Genomic DNA, 19056 nt, shown 5'->3' with positions numbered 1-19056 from the left:
TCGTCAGCGGCGCACGGCTTTGCGCGAGCGCGCGGTACGCGCCGCCCTGACGCCCTCGATCCAGTCGCGGCCACCGGCGTCGAGCGCGGCGTCGATCACCTCTTGCGGCAGGGAATACACCGACGCCCACGCCGCCCGCCCGTCGGCGGTGTTGGTCGGAAAATCGTGGCGTTCGATGGGCCAGCCATACTTCTTCATCAGGGCGCGCACGACCGTGCTGACGCTGATCTTACGATGCTCAAACAGGCTTTCCACGCCCGTCATATCGTTCGACGCCAGCAGCACCACCAGCGTTTCCGCGCGCAATGTACTGGCCATTGTCGGAAACTTACCGTACTTGACCATACTCGTTTTCGCTCATCATGAATTAATAACTGTTTAGAGGGCTTAAGTTTTCTCAGCGGCGAACCTGGCGCCCAATTTCCGTGCCGCCAACAGCGCCCCGGCTAGTATCGCGGCTGGCAGCCAGACCCACAAAAGCTCGGATTGAAGGACAACCAGGCCTCGGGCGCCGAACACCCTGCTCAGCGCCAGCGGCGAGACCTCGATCACTTGCCAGGGCGCGAAAAAGCGTTCCACAGACCAAGGCCAGTAGAGCGCCACCCCCAAGCCGCCGTTGGTCAACATATCCAGCAAACCATGCGATGCGGCGGCCACGCCGGCGAAAACAAAAGCGCCGCGTGGCGAACTACGTAGCTGCGAAGAAAAAAACAGCGCCAACAGGCCAACCGCGAGCGCGAACAGCAGCGAGTGGCTGGCGCCGCGATGGCCAAACGCATCTGCGTAGGCAATATGCAGCCGGAAGGCGACGACATCCAGATCGGGAAGAATGGCGGCGACAATGCCGGCAATCAGTAGCCGGCGTGAAATGCGATTGCCGAGGCCGACAGCAAGCGCCAACGGCACGACGGCATGAGTGAGAATAGTGGGCATAGTACTGATGAGTCAGGTGGGCGAAGGCGCCGGCCGTAGAACGGCAAAGCCAGCCAATGAAGTAGGCGTCAGCCAAAACGCCGCGCCCCGTCGGGGCCGGCTGGCGACTATACCAGATCGCACCCGTGCATAGCTGGCAGAACCGCAAGTCGGCGCCCCTGCGAGCAGTGGGCTTGCCCCGGGCGGCCTATGGCGCGCGCCTGGGTCCCAACTCGGAAAGAACGCGCACCGTGACGGCAAAGCCAACGCCGGCGTCGGCGAGGAACTTCGCCGCTTCCGCGGCGCCATAGACGCGCATCAGGGCGATGCCAGCCTCCACTATCTGAAATGTGGCCACGTCGCGGCGGCCGTTCGAAATATCGGTGCTTGGAAAAGGGATGTTACCCATATACTCAATGTCGTACGTGTCGAGGAAAGGTCGACTATCGCACAGACGGTTACGGCGGTCCAGTATTTCCTAATAAACATGTCAGTTACATATAAAACATGCAACATGGCAGCATGTTTACACAGGTAAGCTGGTCTGGTGCGCGACCGCCAATCGCCTTATTTCGTCCGAGGCGGCTTTTTCTTGGGCGTCAGCCCCATCATGTCAAGGCGCAGCAGGATGTCGCCGCGTAGCTCGCGCTTGACCTCCAGCCAAGGGCGGCCTTGCTGCGCACCGATCATGGCGTAGATTGCCAGCACGTTCAACGCCGGCACGACCGGCTTAAGCTTGGCGTACAGCACATATGGATCGGTTGCGAGGAATTCCCGCACCGTGACGATACCAACCAAGGCAAACATCTGTTCGCTGCGCGGTCCCAAGCCCTTCAAGTCGCGGATACGCAAAGCGGGTACCGTCGCCATTTATCTTTACTCCCCGTGTTCGGTGAAAGTCAATATTAGTCAACTATTAATTCAGCAAAGCGACACGGCGTCCGCGCCGCAACTACAGCAAAAACTTGCGCTCCGACACGTCGGGCTGGCCCGCGCCCGGCGTCTCATCCTTCAAGTCGACGCCGGACAATTGGCGGCGGCGCGACTCGGACAACAGATAGTGTAGCTTGAACGCCGCCTCCTCGTAGCGCAAGCCGGCTGGGCGCACGTTCGAGATACAGTTTCGGCTTTCATCGGTCAGGCCGGCGCGCGGCGCCCACGTCAGGTACAGGCCCATGCTGTCGGGCGAACTCAGGCCTGGGCGCTCGCCGATCAGGACCAGCACGGCGCGCGCGCCCAGCAATTCCCCGACCTCGTCGCCGATGGCCACCCTTCCCTGCTGGACGATGCTAACCGGCGCCAGCGACCATTGCTCCGGCGCCAGGCGGCGCGTCAATATTTGTAGAAACGGCAAGGCGTTCTGCTCGATGGCCAGCGCCGACAGGCCGTCGGCGACGACAAAGGCCAGGTCGTACGGCTTCGCGGCGGCGGCGTCGCCCGCCGGTCCGCCCAGTTCTATCAAGGCGCGCCGCGACGCCGCGTCGAGCTTGCGCCCCAAATCCGGCCGTTGCAGGTACACATGGCGACTTTCCGCCGCGCTGCGCAATTCTATGCACGGCAACGGCGCTTGCAGCGCCCCGCCCAGCGAGCGCGCCAGCGCGCCGGCGTCCAAGGCCAGGTGCACGGCGTCGCGCGCGCGCGCGTGCGCCAGTTGGAACGCAAGCTGCGGTTCGGTCGGCTGGCTGACGCCGGTGCGGCCCAGCGCGATGCGCGCGGCGGTGAACTGGCGCAGCGCCTGCCAAGGATTGGCGATGACGGTCTTGTTACTCATGCGGCGCCTCCTTTATGACAATCGCAGCAGCGCCTGCCGGAACGGCGCCGGCAGCGATTCGCCCAGTGTGATGTAATCGTCGTCGGTGAAAATTTGCATCGCCTTGAGCCAGGCGTCGAATTCCGGCGCCGGCCGCAGCCCGAACACGCGGCGCGCGTACAGCGCGTCGTGGAACGAGGTGGTCTGGTAGTTCAACATAATATCGTCGGAGCCGGGAATACCCATCACAAAGGTACAGCCGGCCGCGCCCAACATGGTCAGCAGCACGTCCATGTCGTTCTGGTCGGCCTCGGCGTGGTTGGTGTAGCAGACGTCGCAGCCCATCGGCAGGCCCAGAAGTTTGGCGCAGAAGTGGTCTTCCAGTCCCGCGCGGATGATTTGCTTGCCGTCGTACAGGTATTCGGGACCGATGAAGCCGACCACGGTGTTGACCAGCAGCGGGCGGAATTTGCGCGCCACCGCGTAGGCGCGCGCCTCGCAGGTTTGCTGGTCGACGCCATGGTTGGCGTTGGCCGACAGCGCGCTGCCCTGCCCGGTTTCAAAGTACATGACGTTGTCGCCGACGGTGCCGCGGCGCAGCGACAGCGCGGCCTGGTGCGCTTCGTCGAGCAGGCTCAGGTTGACGCCGAAGCTCTGGTTGGCCGCCTCGGTGCCGGCGATCGACTGGAACACCAGGTCGACCGGCGCGCCGCGTTCGATCGCGGCGATGGTGTTGGTGACGTGGGTGAGCACGCACGACTGGGTCGGGATGCCGTAGCGGTCGATGATTTCGTCGAGCATAGTGACGATCTTGATTACCTGCGCCACGTTGTCGGTGGCCGGGTTGATACCGATGACGGCGTCGCCGCTGCCGTACAGCAGCCCGTCGAGCACCACCGCGGCGATGCCGGAGGCGTCGTCGGTCGGGTGGTTCGGCTGCAACCGGGTCGACAGGCTGTTCGGCAGGCCGATGGTGTTGCGAAAACGCGTGACGACGCGGCATTTCCTGGCCACCAGCACCAGGTCTTGAATGCGCATGATCTTACTCACCGCGGCCGCCATTTCGGGGGTGATGCCGGGCGCCACCGCGGCCAGCACCGGTTCGTCGACGTCGTCGCTCAGCAGCCAGTTACGGAAATCGCCCACGCTCAGGTGGCGGACCGCGGCGAAGGCGGCGGCGTCGTGCTCGTCGATGATCAGGCGGGTGATTTCGTCGCTTTCGTAAGGCACCAGCACGTCGTTCAGGAAGGTCGTCAGGGGCAAGGCGGCCAGCGCCATTTGCGCCGCGACGCGCTCTTCGGCGCTGCCCGCCGCGACGCCGGCGAGGTAGTCGCCGGAGCGGGCCGGGGTGGCTTTCGCCATCAGGTCCCGCAGGTCGCGGAACAGATATGTCTTGCTTCCGACCATGTGCGCGAATTGGCTCATGATGCTCCTTTATAGTGGTGCGTGGCGTTGCGGGGCGTTGTCAGGCGCCCTTTCCGCTTGCCTAAAAATTGCGCGCGACGGTGACCTGGAGGCGCTTGCCGACGACGTTTTTACCGCTGCCGTCGGCGTTGAAGAAGGTCCACAGCGGCACGCCGTTGTCGTCGGCGTCGCCGTTGTTGTACAGGGCCGCCGCCGCGAACGTCCAGCCGTCCCAGGTTTTGGTCACGCCCACTTTAACGTCTTCGAAATTATAGGCGCCCAGTTTGCGCACGCGTTGTTGGCCGGCGTGCAGGTTCAAGGACAGGCCCGGCATCAGCTCGGGGTTCCAGTTCGCTTCGAGGTAGGTCGAGCCGCGCGTATCGACGATGTCGCCATTGTAGGGGTCGACGGCATAGCCAAACCAGTGCTTGCTCAGTGTTACCCAGCCGTAGGCATTGAAGCTGCCGAGGTTGACGCCCAGTTTGGCGTCCTGGGTGTCGTATTTGATCGTGCGCCCTCCGGCGCTGTATTTCGCCGATGGATACCAATAGGTGACGAGGCCGGCGTCGATGTTGCTGGTGTCGTTGAGCGCATGGCGGTAGCCGCCGTACAGGTCGATTTCGGCGCCGCTGGTGTTGTTATAGGCGGCGTTCGAGACGCCGGAGCCGAATACGCCCAGGTAGGCGCCGCTGGCGTGGCTAAAGTCGACGCTGCCCTGCACGGCGGCTTTCCCCTGGGTTTGCGATACGCCGCGAAACAGGTAGTCGGACAACAGCATGACGTTGCCGCCGCTGCTCCAGGCGGGTGCCGGCGCGGCGTCGGCGGCGTGCGCCGAATTTGGCGCGTGGAAGGAAACGATGGCGCACGCCAGAAGCAGCGAGCTGGAATGGAAGTAATTGGACATGTGCTTGATCCTGGTTCGGAATAGAGGTAAATGGCGGCTGCCGCGCAGGTCGGGTAAGCCGACCCGCGCCTTGTTGAGCGTTAAGCGGTCTTGGCGGCCAATTGCTCGCGGCTATTGCCCGTCATCAGGAAGAAGGCATAGCCGAGGGCCAGGAAGCCGGCGAAGATGCCGAAGATCAGCGGGTTGTAATAAATCATCGTGGCCATGCAAACGGCCGCGCCGAACAGGGCGAACGCCGGGAACACCGGATAAAACGGGGCGCGGAACGGCCGCACCATGTTCGGCGCGCTGCGGCGCAGTTTGAACAGGGCCAGCATACTGATCAGGTACATGGTGATGGCGCCGAACACCGACATCGTGACGATGTTGGCCGTCAGCGTCTGGCCGCCGATTTTGATCAATTCGTCGCTGTAGATGGCGGCGATGCCGATGACGCCGCCGGCCAGCACGGCGCGGTGCGGCGTGTTGAAGCTCGGGTGGATTTTGGCGAGGAAGTGCGGCAGGTAGCCTTCCCGGGCCAGCGCGAAGATTTGGCGCGAGTAACCGAGGATGATGCCGTGGAACGAGGCGATCAGGCCGAACAGGCCGAGCCAGACCAGCATATGCAGCCAGTTGCTGTTGTCGCCGACGATCATTTTCATCGCCTGCGGCAAAGGGTCGTTGATGTTGGCCAACTTGGTCCAGTCGCCGGAGCCGCCGGCAAACACCATCACGCCTATCGCCAGAACCACCAGGGTCAAGATACCGGTCACGTAGGCGATCGGAATCGAGCGTTGCGGGTCCTTGGCTTCCTCGGCCGCCATCGCCACGCCTTCAATGGCCAGGAAGAACCAGATGGCGAAGGGGATCGCCGCGAACATGCCGGGAATCGAGGCCAGCGTGAAGCTGTCCTGGCCGGACCAGCCGCCCTTGGTGAAATTGGCCATCGAGAAGCCCGGCGAGACCACGCCCATGAAAACGAGCAATTCGAAGATCGCCAACAGCGCCATCAGCAGCTCGAAAGTGGCGGCGACCTGCACGCCGACGATGTTGAGCGTCATGAAAACGGCGTAGGCTCCCACCGCCGCCAGCTTCGGGTCGAGCGCCGGGAACTGCACGTTCAGGTAGGCGCCGATGGCCAGGGCGATGGCCGGCGGCGCGAACACGAATTCAATCAGCGTGGCGGCGCCGGCCAGGTAGCCGCCGGTCGGGCCGAACGCCGCCTTGCTGTAGGCGAACGGGCCGCCGGCGTGCGGGATCGAGGTGGTCAGTTCGGTGAAGCTGAAGATGAAGGTGGTATACATCGCGGCGATGAAAATGGCCGTGACGGTGAAGCCCAGCGTGCCCGCCGAGGCCCAGCCGTAGCTCCAGCCGAAATATTCGCCCGAGATCACCAGGCCCACCGCGATACCCCATAATTGAAGCGTACTGAGAGTCTGTTTGAGCGCTGGCACTGCGCCCGATACCGTCTTCGAAGTCATATATTTTCCCAATGCAGTATATTTTTTGTTTGACCAAGTGGCGTCCCGCTGGAGCCACTCCCTCCCTGCAAACCACATGGTGCCGCTGGTACGGAAGTTGCTGCCATTCCAGTATATGAGGGCCCGCAAACCAGCGTTATCGAAAATCGGCAAACTTAGCAAACACCCCTTGTTGCTGGGTTGACCGGCGAGGCAGGCGTCGATGGCGTGCACAAACGAGTGAGATGGCTATGCACCAGAATGTAACAGGCATGTCGCAAAACGGAGCAGTACCGAACAACTTCGCGGCGTTTCGCACCGTGCTAACGCGCGACGCCGACGAGCTGGCCCGCCACCTGACGGACTGGGAACAGAGCTACGACCAAATCAGTTCGGGCAGCTTTCACGGCGTGCTCGACGAGTTGCGGCTGCCGCGCATGCAGGTGTTCCGCGAGAGCATCAGCCAGTCGGTACGCCAGTCCTGCCGCGTCTGGCCGGGGGCGGTCTGGTTCGGCTTCCCGGACCAGCCGGACAGTAGCCGCATCAACGGCCGCCAGGTGGAGCCGGAATTTGTGATGGTGCAGCCCGGCGACAAGGAGTTTGAATTGCTGACGCCCAGCAGCCACGTCATCTACGGTATCGTGGTGTGCAGCAAGCTGCTGGTGCAGGCGGCGGTGGCCAGCGGCTGCATGGTCGACTGGCAGCGGCTGCACACGGCCGAGGTGCTGCGGGTCGATCCGGCCGAGCGGCGCCAGTGCGTCCAGACGCTGGCGGCGCTGCTGGCGCAACAGCAAGACGCCATCGCCGCCGGCTACAGCGCGCGGCAATTGTTACACTGCCAAAACATGGTGGTGGAGGCGCTGGTCGGCATGCTCGACCACAGCGGCGTCGAACCGGCGGCGGCCGGCAGTTTCCAGCGGCGCCAGCGCATCGTCGCGCGCGTGCGCGAGTACATCTTGGCGCACCGCGACCAAACCATCACCGTGCCGGAACTGTGCGAACAGGCGCACGTCAGCCGGCGCACGCTTCAATACTGCTTCGAGGATGTGCTGGGGATGAGTCCCACGCTATATCTGCGGCGGGTGCGCCTGAACGGCGTGCGCCGGCAACTGATGGGCACCGGCGCGCCGCAGTTGGCGATAGGCGCGGTGGCGGCGGACTGGGGTTTCAGCAACTTCAGTCAATTTTCCAGCGACTACCGCAAACTCTTCGGCGAATCGGCGTCGGCGTCGCTGCGCACGCAGGCGCTGCGCCTGCAAAACTAGCCCGCCCGCCAAGGGGACAGACCACGATTTTCGAGCGAATTTCTCGAAAATCGTGGTCTGTCCCCGGTTTACGGCACGCGAGCGAATTGCTCGAAAATCGTGGTCTGTCCCCGGTTTAGGGCACGCTGACGTCGAGTTGCCGGCCCAGGCGCTTTAGCTCACCGCTATCGACCAGCGCATTGAACGCCAGGTCGAACTGCGCGCGCAGCCTGTCGGACTCGGCCCGTTTCGGGAACGCAAAGTAACCGCGCTGGATTTCTATCACCTTGGACAACGGCGTCACGCTGCCGGCAAGTTGTAGGCGCGTAATCACCGGTTCGGTGTTGCGGCGGTTGGTCGCGAACAGGTCGACGTGATGGGAGACCAGCATTTTCAGGCCGTTCTCCACCGCGTTGGTGACGCTGACGCGCAAGCCGGGCCGGGCGCGGTCGAATTCGGCGCCGTACGCCCAGCCGTTCATGATGACCATGCGCGTTTCCTTCAACGCGGCGTAATCGCCGGTCCAGCCGATACCGGCCCCGGCGCGGGTGTAGAAGACCATGTCGTCCTGGTAAAACGCGCGCTCGGAGAACGCCAACGTCGCCAGCCGCTCGGGCGACTTGTAGGGGCCGATCAAGATGTCGGCCGCGCCTTGCGCCACCATCGCCTGGGCGCGCGCCCATGGATAGATTTCAAAACGCACGCCGTAACCCATGCGCGCCGCCACGGCGCGGATGATCTCCGGCGCCATGCCGATAAAGCGGCCGTCCCTGGTCAATTCGAAGACCCGCTCAAAGTGTGCGCCGACGACCAGCAATTCCCGCGGCTCGGCCATGACCGGGGAAACGCCTAAAAGCAGGGACAGCAACGTGGCCGATAGCAATACGCGCCGCGCGGGCGCCCGGTCCGGTTCACGTCGGCGTGGCAAAGTCAGCACGGCACTCCCTTCAACTGGTCAGGCCTACGGTACATCGACACTGTAACGGCGCGCCATTTTTTTCAGCTCCCCGCTATCGATCAGCGCGTTCAGCGCCTGGTCGAACTGCAGCCGCAGCTTGTCGTGCCCGGGCCGCTTGGGGAAGGCGAAATAGGCGTTTTCCACTTTAATGTACGGCGTCAAGGCGACCACCTTGCCGCGCATCCGCAAGCGCTCGACCACCGGTTCGGTGTCGCGGCGGTTGCTGGCGAACATGTCCACGTGCCGGTGCAGCAACATGTTCAAGCCGTTTTCGACCGAGTTGGCGACGCTGACCTGCAGCGCCGGACGGGCCAGGTCGAATTCGTCGCCGTACGCCCAGCCGTTCAGGATGACGATCGGCCGTCCCCGCAACGCCAGATGGTCGCCATGCCAGTCGATGCCCGCGCCGGAGAGCGTATAAAACACCACCTGGTCCTGGAAGAAAGGCCGCTGCGCGTACGCCATGTACGCCAGCCGCTGCGCGGTCTTGTAGGGACCGACCAGGATGTCGGCCTCGTGCTGCTTCATCATCGCCTGGGCCCGCGGCCAGGGATAGAGCCCGAACTTCACCGTATGTCCGAGTTGCCGGGCCACCTTGCGGATGATCTCGGCCCCCATGCCGCTGAACTCGCCGTGTTTGTTGCGTTCGTACACGTTCTCGAAACGCGTGCCGACCACCAGCAATTCGTCGGCCAGCGCGGGCGCCGGCCACGGCGCGGCCATGGCGGCTACGACAGCGGCGGCAAGTGCGCGCAGGCGCGCCGCAGACGCACCGGGGCGCGCGCCAGAACCATTGTCCCGCCAGCGCTTCCAGCCCATGCCGCACTCCTTCACTGTTGCCCGCCCGAAAGGCAGTCACAGCAAGTATGCCCGACTTAGCCGACAATGCGCAACGAATAGTCGGTTGCGCGCACATCCTTGGTCAGGCTGCCGATCGAGATGCGGTCGACGCCGGTTTCGGCGATGGCCCGCACGGTGTCGACATTGATGCCGCCGGACGCTTCCAGCAAGGCCCGGCCCGCCGTCAGCTTGACGGCGTCGCGCATCATCCCGGTGCTGAAGTTGTCCAGTAGGATAGACGTTGCGCCGGCCGCCAGCGCCTCGCCCAACTCGTCCAGGCTCTCCACTTCCACCTGGATGCTGACGCCGGCGTCAAGAATGTTGGCGTTGTTCAAGGCCGCCGTCACGCCGCCGGCCGCCGCGATGTGGTTTTCCTTGATCAGGATGCCGTCGTATAGCGCCAGCCGCTGGTTCTTGCCGCCGCCCACGCGCACCGCGTATTTCTGCGCCAGGCGTAGGCCCGGCAGCGTTTTCCGGGTGTCGAGGATGGCCGCGGCCGTGCCGGCGACGACGTCGACGTAGCGCCGCGTCGCCGTCGCCACGCCCGACAGCAATTGCAGGAAATTCAGGGCGCTGCGCTCGCCGGTGAGCAAGGCGCGCGCCGGCGCGGTCAGCGTACAGACCGGGCTGTCGGCGCTCATCAAGTCGCCTTCGGCGTAATGCCAGCTGATGTCGATGCTGCGGTCCAGGCTTTTCATGATGCCTTCGAACCAGGGCGCGCCGCACAGCACCGCCTCTTCGCGCACGATCACGCGCGCGGTGACGATGCTGTCGGGCGGCACCAGCTCGCCGGTCAGGTCGCCGCTGCCGATGTCTTCCAGCAGCGCCGCCAGCAGGTTGCCCTCGAAGGCGCGCGCCAGCGCCGCGTCGAACGGCGCGAAGGGATTGAGTAAGGTACTCATGCCGGACCCACTCCCGAGAACAATTTTCCTTCCTTGGCCAGGTCGGCGCCCGGCTGCACGCCGGCTTTTTTCGCCGCGGCGAAGTCGAGCATGCGATTGATCGATTTGACGGCTTGGCGGCCGACGGCCGGGTCCACTTGAATCTCGTTTGTCATATTTTCCAGTGCTTCGGCCAGGTTGAGCAGGCCGTTCATGGCCATCCAAGGGCAATGCGCGCAGCTCTTGCAGGTGGCGCTGTTGCCGGCGGTTGGCGCCTCGATGAAACGTTTGCCGGGCGCGGCGGCGCGCATCTTGTGCAGGATGCCGTTGTCGGTGGCGACGATGAAGGTGTCGGCGTCGAGGTTGACGGCGGCGGCGATCATCTGCGAGGTGGAACCGACGACGTCGGCCAGCGCGACCACGTTGGCCGGCGACTCCGGATGCACCAGCACCTTGGCGTCCGGGTACTCGGCCTTCAGCAGGTCCAGCTCGATGCCCTTGAATTCGTCGTGCACCAGGCAGGAACCCTGCCACAGCAGCATGTCGGCGCCGGTTTGCTTCTGGATGTAGGAGCCCAGATGTTTATCCGGCGCCCACAGGATTTTCTTGCCCTGCGCGTGCAGGTGGGCCACGATGTCGAGGCCGATCGACGACGTCACCATCCAGTCGGCGCGCGCCTTCACGGCGGCGCTGGTGTTGGCGTAAACCACCACCGTGCGGTCCGGATGGGCGTCGCAAAAGGCGGCGAACTCGTCGGCCGGGCAGCCGAGGTCGAGCGAACAGGTCGCGTCCAGGTCCGGCATCAGCACGCGCTTTTCCGGGCTGAGGATTTTCGCCGTCTCGCCCATGAAGCGCACGCCGGCCACGACCAGGGTCCGGGCGGCGTGGTCGCGGCCGAAACGGGCCATTTCCAGCGAGTCGGACACGCAGCCGCCGGTTTCCTCGGCCAGGTCCTGCAAGTCGGCGTCGACGTAGTAATGGGCGACGAGCACGGCCTGGCGCTCCTTCAGCAGGCGCTTGATGCGCTCCTTGAGGGCGCTCTTTTCGTCGGCGGATGGCGTGACCGGCGTGCGTGCCCAAGCGTGGGCGGTGCAACTGGCACCGTCTTGCGGATGCTCGTACTCGACGCTCTTGATTTCAATAGTTTGCATGGTGGTTCGTCAGCGAAAACGGAGGGGAGGAATGACACTATCGCATAATGGGGCGGTTCCTGCCGGCACCGCGGCAAGGACCCGTAGGTCGGACGAGCGTAGCGCCATCCGACAATGTTGGCCGAGGCGAGCCGCGCTGCTCCGAGCCAACGTTGTCGGGTTACGCCCCTTGGGCTAACCCGACCTACCAAACCGGCAAACTTAGTCGATACCCTGGCTGCGCAGGTAGTCTTCGTAGTTGCCGTTGTAGTCGATCACTTCGTTGTCCTTGATTTCGATGATGCGGTTGGCCAGCGAGGAAACGAACTCGCGGTCATGCGACACGAAAATCAAGGTGCCGGCGTATTTTTCCAGCGCGATGTTCAGCGATTCGATCGATTCCATGTCCATATGGTTGGTCGGCTCGTCCATCAGCAGCACGTTGTGGCGGCCCAGCATCAGCTTGCCGTACATCATGCGGCCCTTTTCACCACCGGACAGCACCTTGACGGCCTTCTTCACGTCGTCGCCACCGAACAGCAGGCGGCCCAGGATCGAGCGCACGGCCTGGTCGTCGTCGCCCTCTTTGGTCCACTGGCCGATCCAGTCGGTCAGATTGGTGTCCTTGGCGAAGTCTTCGGACGGGTCTTGCGGCATGTAGCCGACGTTGGCGTTCTCGGCCCACTTGACGCGGCCCTGGTCCGGCTGCAGGCCGGCGATGTCGCCTGCGATGCAACGCAGCATGGTGGTTTTGCCGACGCCGTTGGCGCCGATGATGGCGATGCGTTCGCCGGCCTCAACCATGATGCTGAAGTTCTTGAACAGCGTGCGGTCGAAACCCTTGGTGATGTTTTCCACCTCCACCGCCAGGCGGTGCAACTTCTTCTCGCCGTCGAAGCGGACGAAGGGATAGGCGCGCGACGACGGCTTGATGTCGTCGACCTTGATTTTCTCGATCTGCTTGGCGCGCGACGTCGCCTGGCGCGCCTTCGACTTGTTGGCGGCGAAGCGGCGCACGAATTCTTGCAGCTCGGCGACCTTGTCCTTGGCCTTGGCGTTGTTGGCCAATTGCTGGTTGCGCGCCTGGGTCGAGGCGAACATATACTCGTCGTAATTGCCCGGGTAGACCTTCAGCGTGCCGTAATCCATGTCGGCGACGTGGGTGCAGACCTGGTTGAGGAAGTGGCGATCATGGGAAATGATGATCATGGTGGAGTTGCGCTCGTTGAGCACGTCTTCCAGCCAGCGAATCGTGTTGATGTCCAGATTGTTGGTCGGCTCGTCGAGCAGCAGGATGTCCGGATTCGAAAACAGCGCCTGCGCCAGCAGCACGCGCAGCTTCCAGCCGGGCGAGACGTTGCTCATCGGGCCGTGGTGCAGGTCGATCGCCACGCCGGCGCCGAGCAGCAGTTCGCCGGCGCGCGATTCGGCGGTGTAACCGTCGTATTCGGACACTTTGCCTTCCAGTTCGGCGGCGGCCATGTAGTCGTCGTCGGTCGCGTCCGGGTTGGCGTAGATCGCGTCGCGCGCCTGGATCGCGGCCCACATCTCGGTGTGGCCCATCATCACGACGTCGAGCACGCGCATGTCTTCAAACGCAAACTGGTCCTGGCGCAGCTTACCGAGGCGTTCGTTGGTGTCGAGCATGACGACGCCGCCCGAGGCTTCGAGGTCGCCGCCGAGGATCTTCATGAAGGTCGATTTGCCACAGCCGTTCGCGCCGATCAAGCCGTAACGGTTGCCGTCGCCAAACTTGACGGAGATGTTTTCGAACAATGGCTTGGCGCCAAATTGCATTGTAATGTTAGCGGTCGAGAGCACGAAATAAAGCCTTTAGAAGCGGATGGAATTAACCGCGTATTTTAGCATTCCGCGACGCCCACAGGTTCCCGACAGCGCAAAAAAGCGCGTCCGGGGCGCGTCGCGCCGTTTTTCGGACGGAATTTCGCGGAAATTATCGCCCCATTATACTGCTACAAAAAATAATATTGACAATAGGACATTTTATTATTGTTGTGCTACTCTTTAGATCCCAATCCGAATATGACGAGATTGAAACCTAAGGAGTGACAATGAAGCGTTTTGCGATTTTGAGCATTGCCCTGGCAGCAGCAAGCATGTCCCACGCCGCCGAAATCTACAACAACGGACCCGTGGTTGGCGCCAACGGTCGCTCCGTCATCGGAGCCGGGCAAACCACATTCGGTTTCAGCATGAGTACGGCGCGCGACTCCGTCGTGGCGGACGACTTCATCATCGCGGCCGGTTCGCGTTGGACGCTGTCGAGCATTGACTTCTTCGGCTACCAGACCGGCGCCGCCGGCTTCACCTTCCAGGAAGCAAGCTGGAGCATCGTCGCAGCGTCGCCCAACTCGCCTGTGGTGCTGGCGTCGGGCACCACCGGGTTGACCAATGGCGGCCTGGCGGGCTACCGCGTCAACAGTGCCGCGCAGCACCTCACCAACCGCGGCATCTACCGCGCCCAGGCCGACGTCGCCGACTTCTCGCTCGACGCCGGCCACTACTACCTGCGCTGGAGTTTGAGCGGCTCGGCCTCGTCCGGCCCGTGGCAGGCGCCGGTGGCCGACTGGCGCAGCGGCAATGCCGGCCAGTCGAGCGGCGGCGACGAGTTCCTCAAGCTGGTCGACGCCGGTTCTGGCGCCACAGTGGAACTGCCGTTCTCCTTGCACGGCAGCGTCAGCGCCGTACCCGAGCCTGAGACCTACGGCATGATGTTGGCCGGCCTGGCGCTGGTCGGCGCGATGGCGCGCCGCCGCAAGCAAGCCTAAGCGGCCAGGCAAGTTCGCACCGCGGAAGAACATTCGCGGTGCGGACCGGGGTTCGACCCCGGCCTTTGCATACGCCTTATCCGGCCTTAACGTAGCCCCAACCGATAACGGAGCTTGCCATGCCAGAAGAACTGTATGAATATTTCGGGCACACTATCAAGATCTACATGATCGAGGACGACGAAGGCGATTGGACGGCGTCCTACTCTGTCGACGGCGACGCTCGCCACCCGGTCCCCGAGAAGCCGAAAAAAACCCGCGGCTTGATGCTCGGCCAAGCCAGGGCGGTGGCCCAGCGCCATGTCGACGCGATCAAACGCTAGCCAAACGCTAGCCAGATACGCAGCCCGACGACGTGGCCGACGCCGACGCGCTTGACGGCGATGAATCTCGGCTCGGTGGCATGCTGCGCCGCCGTCCGTGCCAGGGTCGCCGACGCGCCGGCGCGGCGCCAACAGCACGCCTGCGATGCGGCCGGCGCGCGCCGCAGGACGATGGAACATGGCCATGGGCGACTCCGCTTGCAATGGTCAAGCATCATCTTTATTGCCGGGATGATACAACCGCTTTTGCTGCGGATGCACCGCCGCGCGAACCCAAAGCGCAACCCCGAGGGTCTGCCCCCGGCTCTGCGCCGTTGGGTTTAACGCTGCGGCGGCGCGTCAGCCGCGCGGCAGCGTCGGGTAGCCCGCCAGCGTCAGCGCGAAGCCGGCCGCGTCCGACACCAAATGCGCCTGCGCGCCAACCGGCAGCGTCACGCGGCGGGCGATGTGGCCGAACTCCAGGCCGGTCAACACCGGCACCGGCAGGCGCGCGCGCACATAGTCCAGCATAGCGTCGAAGTCGTAGCCGTTGTCCTGCGCACTGAGACGGTAGTTCGAGAAGTCGCCCAGCAACACCGCCTTCTGCCGACCGATCACGCCGGCGTGCAGCAATTGCAGCAGCATGCGCTCGACCCGGTACGGGTGCTCGTTGACGTCCTCGACGAACAGGACGCCGCCGTCGATTTCGGGCATGTACGGCGTGCCCAGCAGGTGCACCAGCATCGTCAAGTTGCCGCCCCACAGCTTGCCGCGAACATCGACGCGCGGATTGCCGGTGGCGGCGACGTTGACGCGGTGTTCCGGGCCGGCCAGGCAATCCCACAATTGGCGCAGCGTGAAATCGACCGGCTCGTCGCGGGTGAAGTCGTCGCAAAACATCGGGCCGGCGAAGCTGGCGCGGCCGGTGTGCGCCATCAGGCCCATATGGAAGGCGGTGAAATCGCTGTAACCGACGAACAGCTTGCCGCTCGCCGCCATCGCCGCGAAGTCGATCTCGGGCAGGACGCGGCTGATGCCGTAGCTGCCGCGCAAGGCCATCACCACCTGCACGTCGGGGTCGGCGGCGGCGGCGTTGAGCTGGGCCAGGCGGCCGGCCTCGGTACCGCCGAAGCGCTGGAACTTGCGCTTCGGGTCGTAGTAGTTGTGGACGGTGCAGCCCTGCGCGCGCAGGCGGGCTATGCCGCGCTCGACCGCCGCTTCGTCCAGCGGGGCGCCGCCGGGGGCGACGATGGCAATGCCGATGTGTGGTGTGTTCAAGGAATCCCGATTGGTTGTTATTAAAATAATGCCTCGGCGGCGAGGCGCCGGCGGCGCGCCAACGCTATATCAAGCCGCGCTGGGTGGCGCCGACCCGGCCGATCCGCGCCACCATATTACCGTGCAGATGCACATCGATCAAGGCAAGCAGGCGTTCGATCAATTGCGGCGGCAGGTCGTGGCCCATGCCTTCGATGACGTGCAATACCGCGTTCGGAATCGATTGCGCGGTGTCGATGCCACAGGCCAGCGGCACCAGCGGATCGGCGGCGCCGTGGATCACCAGCGCCGGGCAGCGGATGGTCTTGAGCAGCGCGCTACGATCGCCCGAGGCGGCCACGGCCACCATCTGGCGCGCGGTGCCGGAGGCGCTGGGGTTGCGCTGCAGCGCTTGCTCCATCATCGCCAGCAGTTGCCGCTCGGACGTCGGATAGGCCGGGCTGCCGATGGTGCGGAAGGTCTTGGCCATGTGGGCGATGACCGCGTCGCGGTCCTTCGGGTTGCGCGGGCCGCGCAGCAGCGCGTTGCGCGCCGCGCGGGTCGGCCCCGGCAGCCCGTGCCGGCCGCTGCTCGACATGATCGAGGTCAAGGACAGCACCCGCCGCGGCGCCCGCGCCGCCATGATCTGCGCGATCATGCCGCCCATCGAGGCGCCGATCAGGTGGGCCTTGGCGATGCGCAAGCCCGCCAACAGGCCCAGCGCATCCTCGGCCATATCGTGCAGCGTGTACGGCGCCTTTATCGGCCAGCCGATCCGGCTCTTCAAATACGCCAGCGGCAGGTTCGGCGCGCCCAGGTGCTCGAGTTTGCTCGACCAGCCGCAATCGCGGTTGTCGAAGCAAATCACGTAAAAGCCCAGCTCGGCCAGGCCGTCGACGAAATCGCGCGGCCACGACGTCAGCGGCGTGCCTAGGCCCATGACCAGCAGCACCGCCGGCGCGCTCGGGTCGCCCTGCGTTTCATAGGCGATTGTTACGTTGTTTGCAATAATGGTAGCCACGACATTGCCTTTCTTCCGCTCAGTAGAGGCCAAACACCGTGTTCAGCCAGGTGGCGCGTTGCGGGTCGCGGAACAGCAGTTTCTTGATGCCGGTGTGGGCCTCGCGGTCGAAGCGGCGCCACTGTCCCTCCGGTTGCGCCAGCCGGTCGGCGATCGCGTACAGCGCGGTCGGATTCAAGCCCATGCCAATGTGGCTGGCGTGCACCTCGATGTTTTCGGACTGCGCCGTTTCCCGCTCAACGCTGCATTGCCAGGCGACGACGCCGTCGGTACGGCTGAAAATCGATGTCGTCGGCACGCCCGGCGTCACCTTCAGCGCGGCGAAACGCGCCGCGTCGATTTCCTTCTCGCCTGAAACGAGCTGGTAGACGCGCCAGGCGTTGGTTGCCTTCGGACTGCCGGAAAACGGTGCGCCCAGCGTGACGACGACGCGTACGTCGCCGGGCAGCATCTTGGCGATCTCGCGGGCGTAGACGCCACCCAGACTCCAGCCTACCAGGCTGACGCGGCGGCCGTGCTCGGCGTGCAACTGGCGCACCCGCGCCACGCAGGCCTCCAGCACGCCGGGGCGCGGGCCGACATTCAATCCCTGCTGCCAGGCGTGGGCGCTGTAGCCGCGTTCGCAGAGGAAGCGGCGCATCACGACGGTGGTGAGGTCGCCGGCGCCCAAGCCGGGAAACACCAGCACCGGATGGCCGTCGCCGTTGGGCGCGCCGCGCAGGAACGGCATGGCGGCCAGGGCGGCCCCCAGCTCCCAGGGCGCGCGCAACTCCAGGGCAAGGCGGACGATGCCGGGCGCGGAATCGGCAGCGGTAACGGCGGGGGCGGCGTGGCGTGGCAAGCTGGTCTCCTCATGCGGATGCGGGTCCAGCATACCATTTTTTGGACGCGCGCCAAGCGCGCGCTGAACGGCGCGCGCTCGCGGTTCCGGGATGCATTTAAACCAGGGTGACGCCCCTGCTCTATATTGTTGCGGGCGGCAGTTTTTTCTAATTGACGCGCGGCAGGCTCTGCGCCAGATCCAGCCAGGCTTGCGGCTGCGGCGCCGCCCGCGCGCGCACGCCGAAGAACGTCACCGCCAGCTCGCCGTTGTTGTCGAAGAACTCCACCGAGGTGACACCGCCGCGCTTGACCACCCAGCCGCTCTTCAGGCCGCTTTCCCGCAGATGCAGGTTGAACGCCGGGTCGAGCACGTTGTACCAGTCGCCGGCGGCGGCGGTCTTGTCGATCGTGCCGCTGAAGATTTGCGTCACCGCCTCGTTGCCGACAAACGCCATGATGCCGATCTTTTGCTTGGCGGCGTCGTCGAGCAGCTTGCGCACGGCCAGCGGCGCGACGCGTTCGGCCTGGCCGGCCGGCGCCAGGCGCAGCGCCTGTTCGCGCGACAGCTTGAACTCGCCGAGGATCTGGTTGAACTGGTGCACGTCCGTCATGTCCTTCCAGGCCAGCTGGAATTCCTTCACGTCGATGGCGGCGTCGGGCTGCTCCGCCGGCTTGGGCGCGGCCGCGGCAATCGCCAGCGCGCCGTTCTGTTCGGCGTGGCGGAACTCCGCCACCAGCTTGTCGAAGACGGCCACGCCGGCCTCGTTCTTCAGGTAGATCTTGTGCGCCGACGTGCCGCTGGCGTCGAAGAACTGCAAGCTGCGCGCGATGGCGCCGTCGCGCCCCGGCTGGACCACGGCGAAGGCGTGTTTCCAGTTGCTGAAATGGAAGCGCAGATCGATGTCGCCGCCCAGGTAGCCGCCGGCGATGTTGCGCTGGCGCGCCGCGCGTTCGGTGTCGGCCTCGGCGCCGCCGCCGGTCTCGTCCTGCTGTTTGAGCTTGCTGGCCACGCCGGTGCGTTCGATGACGCTGTATTCGTTGCGGGTGGTGGCCAGCACGGTACCCAGGTCGAGCGCGCGGCGCATGATTTCGCGCGGCCCGTCGCCGTCGGTCTTGAGGCGGGTGACGCCCTGGCCCGTGCCGCTGGCCAGCAGTTCGGCCTCGGACACGCCAAGCGTGCGGGCGGCCTCGCGCGCCGCCAGCTTTGGCTGTTCGGCGCGCAGGCCGGCCCAGCGCTGGGCCAGCGTGCCGGCCGGCGCGACGGGTGTTTTAGCGGCAACTGTGGTGGACACTGCGGCGCTGGCCTGGCAGATCAGCAGACTGCCGAGCAGCGCGACGGCGAATTTTGATTTCATGACGGTGTTTCCTTCATCTTGGAACGACATATATAGAAGGGAGGCGCA

At 64.6% G+C, this 19056-nt stretch carries 20 protein-coding genes; 3 read left to right on the top strand and 17 right to left on the bottom strand.

Going from position 1 to position 19056, the window contains the following annotated elements:
• Window positions 1–3: 3 nt before the first annotated feature.
• The 8 genes from JANGC3_RS0105330 to eat all read right to left on the bottom strand — a co-directional run bounded on the left by JANGC3_RS0105330 (window position 4) and on the right by eat (window position 6430).
• A complete protein-coding gene (locus JANGC3_RS0105330; RefSeq protein ID WP_035788229.1) occupies window positions 4–318 on the bottom strand; it encodes a hypothetical protein in 315 nt (104 codons plus the stop codon).
• Between the two features lie 69 nt (window positions 319–387).
• Window positions 388–933, bottom strand: coding sequence for a metal-dependent hydrolase (locus JANGC3_RS0105325; protein WP_026132588.1), 546 nt, complete (start codon window positions 931–933; stop codon window positions 388–390).
• Between the two features lie 187 nt (window positions 934–1120).
• Window positions 1121–1321 carry a hypothetical protein gene (locus JANGC3_RS28450; RefSeq protein WP_017875446.1) on the bottom strand — a complete coding sequence of 67 codons (201 nt, stop codon included), beginning with the start codon at window positions 1319–1321 and terminating at the stop codon, window positions 1121–1123.
• 158 nt (window positions 1322–1479) lie between these two features.
• Entirely contained in the window at window positions 1480–1782 is a 303-nt protein-coding gene (locus JANGC3_RS0105315; RefSeq protein WP_017875445.1) for a TfoX/Sxy family DNA transformation protein, read from the bottom strand.
• Between the two features lie 82 nt (window positions 1783–1864).
• A complete protein-coding gene (gene eutC, locus JANGC3_RS0105310; protein ID WP_017875444.1) occupies window positions 1865–2683 on the bottom strand; it encodes an ethanolamine ammonia-lyase subunit EutC in 819 nt (272 codons plus the stop codon).
• A 12-nt stretch (window positions 2684–2695) separates the two neighbouring features.
• A complete protein-coding gene (locus JANGC3_RS0105305; protein ID WP_017875443.1) occupies window positions 2696–4087 on the bottom strand; it encodes an ethanolamine ammonia-lyase subunit EutB in 1392 nt (463 codons plus the stop codon).
• 61 nt (window positions 4088–4148) lie between these two features.
• Window positions 4149–4970 (bottom strand): TorF family putative porin, encoded by an 822-nt coding sequence (locus JANGC3_RS0105300; protein ID WP_017875442.1) that lies wholly within the window; start codon window positions 4968–4970, stop codon window positions 4149–4151.
• Between the two features lie 80 nt (window positions 4971–5050).
• Window positions 5051–6430: an ethanolamine permease gene (gene eat, locus JANGC3_RS0105295; protein ID WP_026132586.1), complete on the bottom strand. Its 1380-nt coding sequence runs from the start codon at window positions 6428–6430 to the stop codon at window positions 5051–5053.
• A 230-nt stretch (window positions 6431–6660) separates the two neighbouring features.
• Between eat and JANGC3_RS0105290 the strand changes: the two genes are divergently transcribed.
• On the top strand, window positions 6661–7674 hold the full coding sequence (locus JANGC3_RS0105290) for a helix-turn-helix domain-containing protein (RefSeq protein ID WP_232429659.1): 1014 nt from the start codon (window positions 6661–6663) through the stop codon (window positions 7672–7674).
• A gap of 115 nt (window positions 7675–7789) precedes the next feature.
• Here JANGC3_RS0105290 and JANGC3_RS0105285 read toward each other — a convergent pair whose 3' ends face one another.
• The 5 genes from JANGC3_RS0105285 to JANGC3_RS0105265 form a co-directional block, all read right to left on the bottom strand.
• A complete protein-coding gene (locus tag JANGC3_RS0105285) occupies window positions 7790–8488 on the bottom strand; it encodes a substrate-binding periplasmic protein (RefSeq protein WP_017875439.1) in 699 nt (232 codons plus the stop codon).
• A gap of 126 nt (window positions 8489–8614) precedes the next feature.
• Window positions 8615–9430 carry a substrate-binding periplasmic protein gene (locus tag JANGC3_RS0105280; protein ID WP_232429658.1) on the bottom strand — a complete coding sequence of 272 codons (816 nt, stop codon included), beginning with the start codon at window positions 9428–9430 and terminating at the stop codon, window positions 8615–8617.
• Window positions 9431–9486: 56 nt separating this feature from the next.
• Window positions 9487–10353 carry a carboxylating nicotinate-nucleotide diphosphorylase gene (gene nadC, locus JANGC3_RS0105275; RefSeq protein WP_017875437.1) on the bottom strand — a complete coding sequence of 289 codons (867 nt, stop codon included), beginning with the start codon at window positions 10351–10353 and terminating at the stop codon, window positions 9487–9489.
• Entirely contained in the window at window positions 10350–11483 is a 1134-nt protein-coding gene (nadA, locus tag JANGC3_RS0105270) for a quinolinate synthase NadA (RefSeq protein ID WP_017875436.1), read from the bottom strand. The genes nadC and nadA overlap by 4 nt, the downstream gene beginning before the upstream one ends.
• 201 nt (window positions 11484–11684) lie before the next feature.
• The gene (locus tag JANGC3_RS0105265) at window positions 11685–13283 is read right to left on the bottom strand and encodes an ABC-F family ATPase (RefSeq protein WP_026132584.1); all 1599 of its coding nucleotides are present in this window, start codon (window positions 13281–13283) and stop codon (window positions 11685–11687) included.
• A 251-nt stretch (window positions 13284–13534) separates the two neighbouring features.
• Here JANGC3_RS0105265 and JANGC3_RS0105260 point away from each other — a divergent pair, with 251 nt between their 5' ends.
• Both JANGC3_RS0105260 and JANGC3_RS0105255 read left to right on the top strand, forming a co-directional pair.
• On the top strand, window positions 13535–14251 hold the full coding sequence (locus JANGC3_RS0105260; protein WP_035787545.1) for a PEP-CTERM sorting domain-containing protein: 717 nt from the start codon (window positions 13535–13537) through the stop codon (window positions 14249–14251).
• Between the two features lie 119 nt (window positions 14252–14370).
• Window positions 14371–14574: a hypothetical protein gene (locus JANGC3_RS0105255; RefSeq protein ID WP_017875433.1), complete on the top strand. Its 204-nt coding sequence runs from the start codon at window positions 14371–14373 to the stop codon at window positions 14572–14574.
• 339 nt (window positions 14575–14913) lie between these two features.
• Here JANGC3_RS0105255 and ldcA read toward each other — a convergent pair whose 3' ends face one another.
• The 4 genes from ldcA to JANGC3_RS0105235 all read right to left on the bottom strand — a co-directional run bounded on the left by ldcA (window position 14914) and on the right by JANGC3_RS0105235 (window position 19008).
• The gene (gene ldcA, locus JANGC3_RS0105250) at window positions 14914–15831 is read right to left on the bottom strand and encodes a muramoyltetrapeptide carboxypeptidase (protein ID WP_017875432.1); all 918 of its coding nucleotides are present in this window, start codon (window positions 15829–15831) and stop codon (window positions 14914–14916) included.
• A 64-nt stretch (window positions 15832–15895) separates the two neighbouring features.
• Entirely contained in the window at window positions 15896–16831 is a 936-nt protein-coding gene (locus JANGC3_RS0105245) for an alpha/beta fold hydrolase (RefSeq protein WP_017875431.1), read from the bottom strand.
• Window positions 16832–16850: 19 nt separating this feature from the next.
• Window positions 16851–17705 (bottom strand): alpha/beta fold hydrolase, encoded by an 855-nt coding sequence (locus JANGC3_RS0105240; RefSeq protein ID WP_017875430.1) that lies wholly within the window; start codon window positions 17703–17705, stop codon window positions 16851–16853.
• A 115-nt stretch (window positions 17706–17820) separates the two neighbouring features.
• A complete protein-coding gene (locus JANGC3_RS0105235) occupies window positions 17821–19008 on the bottom strand; it encodes a hemin-degrading factor (protein WP_017875429.1) in 1188 nt (395 codons plus the stop codon).
• Between the last annotated feature and the right edge of the window lie 48 nt (window positions 19009–19056).

It is taken from the genome of Janthinobacterium sp. CG3 (assembly GCF_000344615.1).
Classification (GTDB): domain Bacteria; phylum Pseudomonadota; class Gammaproteobacteria; order Burkholderiales; family Burkholderiaceae_D; genus Janthinobacterium.
The sequence above is the reverse complement of the archived record's forward strand: the minus strand, read 5'-3'. Positions and strand labels throughout refer to the sequence as shown.